Consider the following 11,713-nt stretch of genomic DNA (forward strand, 5'->3'; position numbering starts at 1 on the left):
ACAGGGGAAAGCAAATGAAACATAACATTGATCTAAAAAATGATTTTGATACTGCTGTATTAGCTTTTATCAAAACGGTTTATATCCAATCTAAATATGATAAAGATAAAGTGCGGGCTTTATTTGCTGATGAGGTGGTTGAAGCAGTTATGCAAATGGTTGATATAACAGAGAGAAATAAGGAGTAAATAATATGCCAAATTGGTGCGTAGGTGATTTAAAAATCAGAGGTAAAGTTGAAAATATTACTCAATTTTTAACTGAATGTATTGATGACTGTAACGTGCAAGTGAATGGATGTGGTGATCTGGAGATTGAAAATATCGGAGGGCAGCTAATTAAAAATATAGGACGTGTTTATTGCGATAATGGGCGTAATGAAACAATTGAGGGATACGGATCGGCTGAATGCCTTATTGTCATTATCCCTATCATGGCGGCGTGGCGATTAGGAGAATCTGAGCTAATTGAGTTAAGTACGCGTTTTAACGTTGATTTCCGTTTTTATGGCTTTGAGCGAGGATGGCCTTTTAATCAGGAGCTAGAGGTGGTAAGAGGCAAGGTAACGTTAAGCAAGTGTATTAAATTTGATGATTATACTTGGGAATGTCCTTGCCCAAGACTTGGTGGGTAAATTTAGAACCCATTTACCGTCCTTTGGTTCAGAGGGCGGAATAATGTGTTTTAACCCCGTTTTAAAAGGAGTTTAAGAATGAAATGTAAATGCCCTGCCTGTGGGGCGGTGTTGTCTTTAGATGTGTTATTACAGCACGACCAAGCAAGCCAAGCGGTGATGAATGCCTTATCGCTCAATGGCGAGTTTGGGCGGTTGGCGGTGCAGTATTTAGCTCTATTCCGCCCTGAAAAATCCGCACTCACAATGGATCGCTTAGCGAAACTACTCAGTGAATTGGTTGATGATGTGCAACGCGGGCAGTTTTGCCGTAATAGGCAGGTTTATTCAGCCCCCATTGAATGTTGGATTGATGGCTTAACCATTGTGTTAAATAGTCGTCACCATATCAAACGCCCGCTCGCCTCACACGGCTATTTGTATGAGGTGATGACGAAATGGCAAGGCAGAAATAGCCATCATAATATGATGAACGGACAAAGTAATCCGCCTGCCACTGCCCCACAATTCGGCAGCAAAACAGGCAAAGCCTTGCAGCATTTAGCGGAGTTTGTCCATGAAAAAGATTGAAAGCCCTAAATGGTTACGTGTTGCTGTTGCTCAAGGTTTAGGGAAATTGGTGGTGTTACGCCTTGCCAACCAACCGCCGGAAGAGATGATTAAAGCCACTGCCGAAGTCTGGGTACAAGTGATCTTAAGCCAACGCATTTACGGTGGCTGGCAAGAAAAAGAGGATAAATGGCGGATTGATCAGGCATTTATGCGGCTATGTGCCGAGTGTGAACGTTTCCCCGCACCGAAAATGCTCTTAGACCGTCTGCCCAACCGAAAAATAGCGGAATTACCGCCACCAGAGCCAAAACCGCTCACTCCGGCACGGCGAGAACAACTGGCGAAAATGTTTGCAAAACTAAAAGGAGCAATCAATGTTGAATAATGCTTACCGTAAACGGCTGATAGCGTTGGTACATATCGGCAAAACACAACTCAATATGGACGAAGAAACCTATCGCCTGTTTTTGCAAAACACCGTAAACAAAAACAGCTGTAACGAAATGGATCAAACGGATTTGTATAACGTACTACAAACAATGGCAAAAATGGGGGCAAAAGTACAACTGCCGTTTTGGCAAAATCGCCCGAGTCCAAAGGCGGATAAAAAGCCCTATCTTGCCAAAATTACCGCACTATTGGCGAAACATAACTTACCGCCACAATATGCAGACGGCATAGCAAAACGGGCATTTAACATCGACCAAGTGCAATGGCTGACTGTTTGGCAGTTAAAAAAAGTGATCCAAATGTTGTCGGTGTATGACCGCAAGAACAAGTTGTAATTTATTTTGCATAAGTATAAATTAAAGGCTCGGTTGAAGCCTTTTTAGTGGAGATAATATGAAAAAATTAATATTTGTAATGCTATGTAGTATGCTTTCATCGTCTGTTTTTGCAATGACAGATGAGGCAAAAAATGAATTAACAAAAGCATTGCAAGGAGATTATCAAACCTTAAGAAATGTAGCGTTTGCGATGAAAAATGGTTCTTTCGGACACGATAAAAATCCGATTGCAGGGTGTGCATTGCGTAAAATAATTTTAATAGTAAACCAAGGCGAAACAGATACTGGTGATTATAGCAATGAGTATGTAGATTGTAAGGCATTATCGCCAAGTGATGCTGAACAAGCTTGGAAAACCACCTTACAACTTTTGCCTACAGTATTAAAAGCTAAATCAAATTAACATTTAATCTCAGCATAAAGCTGAGATTTTTTCTGTCTATCAAAAAAGTCTAAAAGTGAGTTTTTAGAAAATCCTATGTTTTAATAGCCTCCAAACAACATTTTAGGAGTGCTTAAATGGACCAACTAACCTTAAATGATGTGCGTCATTGTTTGCCAGAAGTCGTATTAGAGATGATTGATGTGCTTGGATTTGCCGATACGCAACAAGTCATTGATAAATTCGGTGGGACACGTCTTTACTTTATGAATAAAGCACACTATTACAAGCTAATTAAAGAGACAATTAATGAAGACGTGGCGAAGAAAATGCGTGATTTTTTTCGCACTGAATCCGTTTATATCCCCCGCTGTGATGTTGCCTTGCGGCTATTGCGTAATATGCAATTTAAAGCGGAATATGACTGTCTGGTAGATAGCGGAGTGAGCGGCAGAATGGCAATGGTGCAACTTTGTCCGAAATACAATATCACTGACCGCACTGGCTGGCAGATATTAAAGCAAAACTGGCAGCAAACGTATCAACAAGATTTGTTTTAGTGCTGAAATGCTGCACCAGTTTTAATCCCCACTTTTTTTAGAAAATACCTCTACTTAATCATAGTTTGAGGTATTTTTTATGTCTTTTCCAATCACAAAAATTGTTGTGCATTGCAGTGCAACACAAAATGGCAAACCGTTACGCACAAAAACACAAACTGCTGCACAAGTCATTGACGGCTGGCACGCTAAACGTGGCTTTAAACGTCGAGCAAATCCCCCTGTTTTTAATTCTCACCTCCCTCACATCGGTTATCACTTTGTGATTGATACCGACGGCACAGTCGAAACAGGTCGACAAGTCGGAGAAATTGGCGCTCACATCAAAGGACATAACGCTGGCTCAATCGGAATTTGCTTAGTTGGCGGTATCTCGATCGATGGGAAAAATTTTGGACGCTATACCGCAATACAATGGCAAGCCTTACACAAGCTATTACGCGAATTGGAAGCGAAATTCCCCCGTGCCAAAATCTGCGGACATCGTGACTTAAGTCCAGATCTCAATGGAGATGGCAAGATTACGTCAAATGAGTGGCTTAAAGACTGCCCTTGTTTTGATGTTTGGAGCTGGCTTGATAGTGAGCAAGTGATTAACCCAGACCATCTATTTAAGGAGTGACGATGACGATTAATACATTATCTATCATTTTGACTGTATTGATAATCGGCATTTGTTTTGAGGTTGGCAAAGCGATTGGGGCTTATCTTGTAGATGAAATCCGGTGGTGCTATCAACGTCGGCTGCTCAAAAAGCGAGGTAGCAAAAAATGAAACTCACAGAATTAATCACTAACGATAACGGTCGCCTTTCCACCACCGCCTTTATCCAGTTTTTCGGGGCGGTATTAATGGCGGGCGTATTGACCTATTGCGTCTATCTCGACCGCAGTTACACGCCCGAACTTTTTATGACTTTCGCTATTTTTTGCGGTGGCGGCGTGGCAACCAAAGGTTTTGCCAATGCGATTAAAAATAAAGGGGGTAATTAATGTGGCAACTTTACGCATTAGTGGTTTTTGCCGCTGCATTTGTGGTCGGTTATCTGCACGCCCGTTGGCAGGGCAAAAAAATCGCAGAACAAGCAAAACAGATCGAGCAAGTACAAGCCGAAGCCAAAGCGATTGCGGAGGAATTAGATAATGCAGAACAACGTAAAAAGATTGAGCAGGCTAATCGTCGTCTCACTGCTAACGGTGTTGATGAGCAGTTGCAGTCAAAAGGTTACTTCCGTGACGATTAGTGGCTGCGCCTCGTTTGGATTGATTTATCCGAGTCGTAAAGATACTGATGAGACAAAACGTCAAGTGCTTAATCATAATTTGACGTACGAGCGAGTGTGTGGAGGACAACGTGGATCTGCAAATTAGCGGCGAATGGGTCTTTAACGGCGTGGTGTCGATTGCGGTTACCTTTGTTGGTTTTTGGCTTAAATCGGTCAAAGAAGAGCTTAAAGAGCTAAAAAACGAGTGTAAGGATATCCGCAATGCGTACCAAACCAAAGAGCTTGCCAAGGTGCAATCAACGCATACGGATAGCATATTAACGGAGATTAGGGACGAGCTAAAAATCCTTAATGCAAAACTAGATAACAAGGTGGATAAATAATGTCAGCAAGAATGCAAAAACGATTAATGCAACAAAATACAAATGCCAAATTAGACGAATTACTGGATTTAAGCAAAGAGGCGAACCGCAAAATTGACCGGATTGGTGAGCGCGTTGATAACATCGACCACCGCTTATCCTCGCTTGAAATGCAGGTCGGCAAAGTGACCACCAAAGCCTTTGTCGCCGGTGGTTTAGGTGGCGCGATTGTGACCGTCGGGATTGAGTTGCTTAAAGCAAAATTCGGGGGCTAAGTATGGCACACGATGCACAAACCAAAGCCCAACTCCGTCGTTATTACGTCTTTGACTTTTTTACGCTTGAGCAAGCAGCGGATAAAGCCGGTGTCTCTTTTCCAACGGCGCGACGCTGGAAAAAACAAGCTGAAGAATTGGGCGATGATTGGGATAAAGTGCGTGATGCCCAATCCATTGCAGGCGGAAAGATTGAAGAGGTAGCCAAGGGAATGCTAACCCGTTTTGTGTTGCATTTTTCGAGCGTAATGGACGAGTTAGAACAATCCGAGTTACCGCCGTCCAAAAAAGCGGAACTATTAAGCGGCTTAGGCGATAGCTTTACCAAAATGACCGCCGCAAGCAAACGAATTTTACCCGAAGTCTCCGAATTAGCCGTTGCCCTGAAAACCGTTGAATTGCTAGGCGAATTTATCCAAGTCAACAAACCACAACTATTAAGCGAGTTTGTTGAGTTACTGGATGCATTTGGTCAAGTCCTCAATAAGGAATTTAAATAGTGAATTTATTGACCTTTATTTGTGTAATTTTAGCCTGTCTCTCTGCCCGTGATGGTGGTGCGTGGGGTTGGTGGGTATTATTAGCTGTCTTGGTGAGTGATTGATGAAAAGCAAAGAATTTATCAAAGAGTTAGCCGCGTATGCGGATAGTTTACGCCAGAAACTCGAAGCCTCGTTTGACGGTTGGGATGATAATCCGAAAGCTGTCGCAGAACGGCGGGCTAAGGTATTGGATAAAGAACAGGGCTATGATTATTTTGTGAGCCACTATTTTCCGCATTATGTACGTTCTACCTCAAAATCACAGTTGCACCGCTATTTATTTGCCCGTTTACCGCAAATCTTACAGCAGTCAAAAAGCTGTTTAGATGCGATTGCCGCACCGCGGGGTGAAGCAAAATCGACGTTAGTCTCACAATTATTTACTCTCTACTGTCTGATTACGCAACAAAAACGTTATTGCTTAATCGTGATGGACAGTATTGACCAAGCCTACCCTATGCTTGAAGCGATTAAGGTTGAGTTGGAATTTAACCAACGCTTACGCATTGATTTTCCCGAAGTGGCAGGGCAAGGACGGGTGTGGCAAGCCGCTACGATTATTACTGCCGCCAATCAAAAAGTCCAAGTAGCTGGCTCAGGCAAAAAGTTACGTGGTTTGCGCCATGGCGCTTATCGTCCTGATTTAGTGGTATTAGATGATATCGAAAATGACGAACAAGTGCGCAGCCCAGAGCAACGGGATAAGTTACATAATTGGTTGAAAAAGACCGTATTACCACTTGGCTCGGCTGACGGTAAGTTAGACATTGTTTACATTGGCACCATCTTGCACTACGACAGCGTGCTGAATCGTACCCTTGCGAGTAAAGCGTGGCATACCGCCAAATTTAAAGCATTAATTAGCCTGCCAGACAATATGGCGTTGTGGGACAAATGGGAAGCCTTTTATCTCAATGAAGGCGAAGCGGTTGCCGATGCGTTTTATTTAGCTAATAAAGCTGAAATGGATGCAGGCTCGGAAATCTCTTGGGCTGCTCGTCCACTGCTTACGCTAATGAAAATCCGTGCCAGAGACGGACACAGCACGTTTGACAGTGAATATCAAAATGATCCAATCAGCAGTGATGACGCAATATTTGCAAATAGTATCCAATATTGGACCGCGTTGCCTGATGACTTGATTTATTATGGCTCACTTGACCCATCAATGGGAAAAGCTGGGGCAAGTCGTGACCCGTCGGCGATTTTGGTTGGCGGCTATCATCGGGAAACTGGGAAGCTCTATGTCATCGAAGCGCAAGTCAAAAAACGCTTACCCGATTTAATGATTGAGGATGTGATTAGGTTGCAACAACAATATCAATGCAAACGTTGGTTTGTTGAAACTGTCCAATTTCAGGAGTTTTTTAAAGATGAATTAGTCAAACGCTCAGCACAACGACACTGCCCCGTACCGGCAACGGCGGTCAAACCAAATACCGACAAGATGCTACGCATTGAGAGCCTGCAGCCGCATATCGCAAACGGTTTAATTTTACTGCATCAATCACAGTCAACGTTGATTTCGCAGTTACGCCATTTCCCGAAAGCGGATCACGATGACGGCCCGGATGCGTTGGAAATGTTGTGGCGGAATGCACTGAGCAATTCCGCCCCGATCGAGTGGCAAAGTCTGGCGGAAAGTGATGTCGATACCGAATTTGATGACAGCGATAAAGATTTATACAGTATTTGGCGGAGTTAATAATGGCAAAGAAAAAGCATAAACAACGGCAACAGCAAAAATTACTACAACAGAAAAATTTAGATACCGCACTACAAACGGCACGTGTTACCGAAACGGGACGCATTATTGCCGACCATCCGAGTCATAAAATCACGCCAAGTAAAATGCAGTCTATTTTTGAAGCGGCAGAAAATGGCGAGTTAAAAGAACAACACGAGCTTTTCGCCGATATTGAAGAACGGGACAGCGATATTGCTGCCAACATTGCCACTCGCAAACGTGCGGTACTCACCTTTGACTGGCATATCGCCGAGCCACGCAACGCTACATCGCAAGAAGAGGCGTTGCAACAAGAGATTGACGAACTTTTTTATCAGATAACCAATTTTGAAGATTTGGTAATGGATTTAATGGATGCAGTTGGACACGGTTTTGTTGCACTGGAAATTGATTGGAAATTTATGAATGGCAAATGGCTACCGAAACGCTTTATTCATCGCCCACAATCGTGGTTTAAACTGGATAAAGACGACAATCTGTTACTGAAAACGCCGGAAAATTATGAGGGAGAAGCCTTACAGCCCTACAAATGGATTGTGCATACCCATAAATCACGCTCGACCCAATTAGCTCGTGTAGGGCTTTATCGTACACTGGCGTGGCTTTATATGTTTAAACATTATTCCGTCCACGACTTTGCTGAATTTTTGGAACTTTACGGTATGCCGATTCGTATCGGTAAATACGGGGCCGGGGCAACCGAAGCGGAAAAACGTACCTTGCTTAGAGCATTAGCACAAATCGGGCACAACGCCGCCGGCATTATGCCTGAGTCAATGAAAGTGGAATTGCATAATGTTGCCAATGGCGTCAGTCAAGGAAACAATCCATTTTTGCAAATGGTCGACTGGTGCGAAAAATCCATTGCTCGCTTGATTTTGGGGCAAACTTTAACCTCCGGTGCGGACGGCAAAACCAGCACCAATGCTCTCGGTCAAGTACATAATGAGGTGCGGCGAGATCTGTTAGTTTCTGATGCCAAACAACTTGCTCAAACCATTACGCAACAGATTATCTTGCCGTATATCCAAATTAACATTAATCCAACTATCGACCCGATGCGGATACCGTATTTTGAGTTTGATACCAAAGAAGTCGAAGATTTAACAAAATATGCCGAAGCGTTGCCAAAATTAGTGGGAGTTGGGGTAAAAATCCCTGAACAATGGGTGCGAGATAAACTTGGGATACCTGAACCAGAAGATGATGAAGCGATTTTAAGTGCCATTAAAACGGATTTTAAACCTGATTTAAAAGCGGAAAAAACAGCATTATCAACCCATCCAGCAGGGTGTCCTTGTGGCTGTCAACAAGGGATAGCGTTATCAGCAGTGGATAATGAACAGCAACTACTAGATAATGAGTTGGATAAAGCGCTAGCAAATGTTGATTTTAACGCGCAACTTGATCCGATGGTCAAACAAGTTGTCGGTATATTGCAAACTGTTGAGAGTTATGAGGCTGCGTTTGAAGTACTAGCACAACGCTATCCGACTTTAAATATCCAACAGCATCAAGACTATCTAACTAAAGCGATTTTTTTATCAGAGTTACTTGGAGCACACAGTGTCGGACGTTAGTTTTGCGTTTAATCTTGCCCCCGAAAAAGCAATAGAGTTTTTAAAGCAAAAACGACTGTTTTTAAATGGTGTTGATGTTGACGAGTTGCAATTAAGTGCGAGAGGACGAGCGGCGAAAATTGCGAATCTCACCTGTCTTGAGATGATGCAAGATATCTATCAATCATTAGCCGACGCCAAGGCGGAGGGGAAAGCCTTTGGGCAGTGGCGCAAAGACTTGCTTGGTCATCTCACGAAAAAAGGGTGGCTACAAACTGAAAAAATAGGACGTAAGCAAAATACTTATATTGCTGACCCCAAGACCGGGGAGCTATTTGGCACACCATGGCGGCTAAATACCATTTATCGCACCAATGTGCAAACCGCGTACTCGGCGCAACGTTATCAACAAGCGCGCGATAATGCTATCAACCGCCCTTACTGGCAATATTCGGCTGTGGGTGATAGCCGCACACGTCCGAGTCATGCAATGCTCAATGGGCGTATCTATCGCTATGATGATCCGTTTTGGCAAACCTTTTACCCGCCAAACGGTTTTAACTGTCGCTGTACGGTGATTGCCTTAAGCCAACGACAACTTGACAGCGAAAAGCTCACGGTAGAAACCGCCGAATTAGAAAGCTATGTTAATGAAAAAACAGGTTACCGCACCACAGGCGTGAAACTCGGCGATCAGCTGTTTACTGCCGACAAAGGTTTTGATTATCACGCCGGACGCAGTGTGTATAAACCGAATTTGGATAATTACCCCGAAGCCTTAGCCCATCAATTTGCTAAACGGGAAATGGGTGGGGAGAGTTTTAAGTTGGATTATCAACAGTTTCAACGTGAATTGAAACCTTATTTACCTCAATTATCAGAACTTTCAGGGACAGAAAAAAGCGACAAATTGGTCGAAATACGAAATCATTTGCGAAAAGAATATAAATTTGCTGCAGGGGTGTTAAGTAAAAATACCCAAGAAATAATGCAAACGTCATTAAAAACCGTTTGGCTATCTGATGACAGTTTGATTAAGCAAATTGTTAATCGGGAGAGTCAGAATTTTACAGCCGAAGATTATAGCGTATTGCCATTAATAACAAACGATCCAGATAACATTATTAATACTAGAGATAAGCATTACCAACTTTTAAAACAAATTAATGGTAAAAAATACACTATTGTATTGAAAGTATTAACAAGTGAGATATTTGTGCAGTCGTTTAGAAAATTGAAAGATAAAGAGTGGGACAAATTAGTAGCCACTAGGTAGGGCTCCCCACACCTACACACAATCCCCGGTACTCTTTCAACCGTTCGTCCGCGATCTGGGAGATTCATCGCTTTTCTAGTGGCTATTCAGGATATTACTATGATTAAAATAGAAGTCAATAATGTTGAGCAACTCCTCAAACAATTAACCGCATTGAGTCAAGGTGTGGTTTATAAAGCCCCGTTAATGCGGCAAATTGCCGGCACAATGCAAACCGCCGTTGATCGCAATTTTGCGGCAGGTGGTCGTCCGAAATGGTTAGGGCTAAAAGCAAGACAAGGTAAACCGTTAATTGATAGCGGTGAATTACGCAATAGCATTAATGCTCGTTGGGATAATGATTATGCAATGGTCGGCACTAATCTGCCTTATGCCGCCCTGCATCACTTTGGCGGCACAGTCAAAGCAAAGCGAGCAAAATACTTGAAATTTAAGGTTGGCGATAAATGGGTACAGAAAAAACAGGTGGCTATTCCTGCTCGTCCGTTTATGCAATTAACCGAAGCAGATGAAAGGGAGATTATTGACGATATTCAAGCCTATTTCCGGAAATTGCTTTAAAGCCGTCTAAAACGCCCATAGCGGCGTTTTTAGTCTTACCGGTACAATTTATCATTCAAAATTTTTTAAAAAAAATTAAAAGCGATTTAAAAAGATTTAAAAAGGGTCTTAAACCTTATCCTTTCCGATTTGTTCTTTTCCTCAAAAAAATAGTGTTGCTGAAGTCGTGCAGCAGGTCTGTTTTTTCTTATCCGTTATGCTGTCATCCTCAACAGGAGGATTGCATCCATGAAATTAACTGCCATTGCTTGTAGCGAGATTAAACAGCCTAACGGACGTATCCAGTTATTTCCGTTTGGGCGGTTTTATCCGTCTGATGGACGTCCAGAGGGAAAAGGGGGCTGGTATGTAGATGACACCAACGGTTATGCGTTAGCGGACAAGATTAATCAATCTACCATCAAGATAATGATTGATTATGAACACCAAACGTTATTTATTGCACAAAACGGACGCGGTAATCCCGCTGCTGGGTGGATTAATCGTGCGGAATATATCTCAGGCGAAGGCTTATTTGCCGATGTCGAGTGGACAGAAAAAGCCTCTGCGCAAATCAAAGGCAAAGAATACCGCTACATCTCACCTTACTTTTACACCGATGATGAGGGCAAAGTGTTAGACGTGATTAATGCTGCACTGACAAACCGCCCTGCATTACACGAATTGCACGAAGCGATTGCCACATCTCAACTTTACAAACATCAACAAGAGGACAAACCAATGCTGAAATTATTGCAAGCATTATTTGATTTACCTGATGCCTCCGAAGAGGTCATCAAAGAAAAATTAACGGCATTATCTGCCGAAAAAACCAAAGCAGGGATTGCACTGAGTGCTGTCTATGTCGAATTGGCGACACAACAACAAAAAGCGGTAGCGTTATCCGCACAAGAACCCGACCCAACCAAGTATGTCGCACTGTCTGCAATGAAAGCCGTACAAGATGAATTACGCACGTTAAAAGAGAGTGTAACCGCTGACAAAGTCGAAAAAATGGTCGAGGTGGCGTTATCGGAAGGAGCGTTGCTACCGGCACAGAAAGAATGGGCAATCAAATTGGGTAAAGCCAATCCACAGGCCTTATCTGATTATTTAGCCGTTGCCCCGAAACATAATCTCGGTGAGAAACAAGCCAAAGCCGACCCGAACGGCGAAAAGGTTGCTCTTTCCGCCGAAGATAAGCACGTTGCCAAAATGTTGGGCTTAACTGAAGACGAATACATCAAAAACAAAGCATTGGGAGCATAAAC

The 11,713-nt window shown here is 42.9% G+C and carries 19 protein-coding genes; all 19 read left to right on the forward strand.

The features are described from left to right. Window positions 1-14 precede the first annotated feature (14 nt). The 19 genes from ACXPAV_RS11380 (at window position 15) to ACXPAV_RS11470 (ending at window position 11,711) form a co-directional block, all read left to right on the forward strand. Window positions 15-188 (forward strand): hypothetical protein, encoded by a 174-nt coding sequence (locus tag ACXPAV_RS11380; RefSeq protein ID WP_458003529.1) that lies wholly within the window; start codon window positions 15-17, stop codon window positions 186-188. Window positions 189-193: 5 nt separating this feature from the next. Beyond that, window positions 194-634, forward strand: coding sequence for a hypothetical protein (locus tag ACXPAV_RS11385; RefSeq protein WP_458003530.1), 441 nt, complete (start codon window positions 194-196; stop codon window positions 632-634). A 78-nt stretch (window positions 635-712) separates the two neighbouring features. Beyond that, entirely contained in the window at window positions 713-1,204 is a 492-nt protein-coding gene (locus tag ACXPAV_RS11390) for a hypothetical protein (RefSeq protein WP_458003531.1), read from the forward strand. After that, complete coding sequence (locus ACXPAV_RS11395; RefSeq protein ID WP_458003532.1) at window positions 1,191-1,571, forward strand: hypothetical protein; 381 nt, start codon at window positions 1,191-1,193, stop codon at window positions 1,569-1,571. Before ACXPAV_RS11390 ends, ACXPAV_RS11395 begins: the two co-directional genes overlap by 14 nt. Continuing rightward, window positions 1,561-1,971 carry a gp16 family protein gene (locus ACXPAV_RS11400; RefSeq protein ID WP_458003533.1) on the forward strand — a complete coding sequence of 137 codons (411 nt, stop codon included), beginning with the start codon at window positions 1,561-1,563 and terminating at the stop codon, window positions 1,969-1,971. The genes ACXPAV_RS11395 and ACXPAV_RS11400 overlap by 11 nt, the downstream gene beginning before the upstream one ends. Window positions 1,972-2,029: 58 nt before the next feature. After that, window positions 2,030-2,377 (forward strand): hypothetical protein, encoded by a 348-nt coding sequence (locus ACXPAV_RS11405; RefSeq protein WP_458003534.1) that lies wholly within the window; start codon window positions 2,030-2,032, stop codon window positions 2,375-2,377. A 116-nt stretch (window positions 2,378-2,493) separates the two neighbouring features. Continuing rightward, complete coding sequence (locus ACXPAV_RS11410) at window positions 2,494-2,916, forward strand: Mor transcription activator family protein (protein WP_458003535.1); 423 nt, start codon at window positions 2,494-2,496, stop codon at window positions 2,914-2,916. 79 nt (window positions 2,917-2,995) lie between these two features. Beyond that, complete coding sequence (locus ACXPAV_RS11415) at window positions 2,996-3,538, forward strand: N-acetylmuramoyl-L-alanine amidase (RefSeq protein WP_458003536.1); 543 nt, start codon at window positions 2,996-2,998, stop codon at window positions 3,536-3,538. Window positions 3,539-3,540: 2 nt separating this feature from the next. Then, the gene (locus tag ACXPAV_RS11420) at window positions 3,541-3,690 is read left to right on the forward strand and encodes a hypothetical protein (RefSeq protein WP_458003537.1); all 150 of its coding nucleotides are present in this window, start codon (window positions 3,541-3,543) and stop codon (window positions 3,688-3,690) included. Continuing rightward, window positions 3,687-3,908 carry a DUF2644 domain-containing protein gene (locus ACXPAV_RS11425; protein ID WP_039174294.1) on the forward strand — a complete coding sequence of 74 codons (222 nt, stop codon included), beginning with the start codon at window positions 3,687-3,689 and terminating at the stop codon, window positions 3,906-3,908. The genes ACXPAV_RS11420 and ACXPAV_RS11425 overlap by 4 nt, the downstream gene beginning before the upstream one ends. Then, window positions 3,908-4,159: a DUF2681 domain-containing protein gene (locus ACXPAV_RS11430; protein WP_458003538.1), complete on the forward strand. Its 252-nt coding sequence runs from the start codon at window positions 3,908-3,910 to the stop codon at window positions 4,157-4,159. Before ACXPAV_RS11425 ends, ACXPAV_RS11430 begins: the two co-directional genes overlap by 1 nt. A 110-nt stretch (window positions 4,160-4,269) precedes the next feature. Then, window positions 4,270-4,524, forward strand: a complete 255-nt coding sequence (locus tag ACXPAV_RS11435; RefSeq protein ID WP_458003539.1) for a hypothetical protein — start codon at window positions 4,270-4,272, stop codon at window positions 4,522-4,524. Next, window positions 4,524-4,778: a hypothetical protein gene (locus ACXPAV_RS11440; RefSeq protein WP_039088573.1), complete on the forward strand. Its 255-nt coding sequence runs from the start codon at window positions 4,524-4,526 to the stop codon at window positions 4,776-4,778. Before ACXPAV_RS11435 ends, ACXPAV_RS11440 begins: the two co-directional genes overlap by 1 nt. Before the next feature lie 2 nt (window positions 4,779-4,780). After that, window positions 4,781-5,278, forward strand: coding sequence for a DUF1804 family protein (locus ACXPAV_RS11445; protein ID WP_458003540.1), 498 nt, complete (start codon window positions 4,781-4,783; stop codon window positions 5,276-5,278). A gap of 103 nt (window positions 5,279-5,381) precedes the next feature. Continuing rightward, window positions 5,382-7,025, forward strand: a complete 1,644-nt coding sequence (gene terL, locus ACXPAV_RS11450) for a phage terminase large subunit (protein WP_458003541.1) — start codon at window positions 5,382-5,384, stop codon at window positions 7,023-7,025. Window positions 7,026-7,027: 2 nt separating this feature from the next. After that, window positions 7,028-8,647, forward strand: a complete 1,620-nt coding sequence (locus tag ACXPAV_RS11455) for a DUF935 domain-containing protein (protein ID WP_458003542.1) — start codon at window positions 7,028-7,030, stop codon at window positions 8,645-8,647. Beyond that, window positions 8,634-9,902 carry a phage minor head protein gene (locus tag ACXPAV_RS11460; RefSeq protein ID WP_458003543.1) on the forward strand — a complete coding sequence of 423 codons (1,269 nt, stop codon included), beginning with the start codon at window positions 8,634-8,636 and terminating at the stop codon, window positions 9,900-9,902. Before ACXPAV_RS11455 ends, ACXPAV_RS11460 begins: the two co-directional genes overlap by 14 nt. Before the next feature lie 99 nt (window positions 9,903-10,001). Further along, on the forward strand, window positions 10,002-10,463 hold the full coding sequence (locus ACXPAV_RS11465) for a phage virion morphogenesis protein (RefSeq protein WP_458003544.1): 462 nt from the start codon (window positions 10,002-10,004) through the stop codon (window positions 10,461-10,463). A gap of 228 nt (window positions 10,464-10,691) precedes the next feature. Beyond that, window positions 10,692-11,711, forward strand: a complete 1,020-nt coding sequence (locus ACXPAV_RS11470) for a phage protease (RefSeq protein ID WP_458003545.1) — start codon at window positions 10,692-10,694, stop codon at window positions 11,709-11,711. Window positions 11,712-11,713: the final 2 nt, after the last annotated feature.

Source organism: Gallibacterium sp. ZY190522, assembly GCF_054166015.1.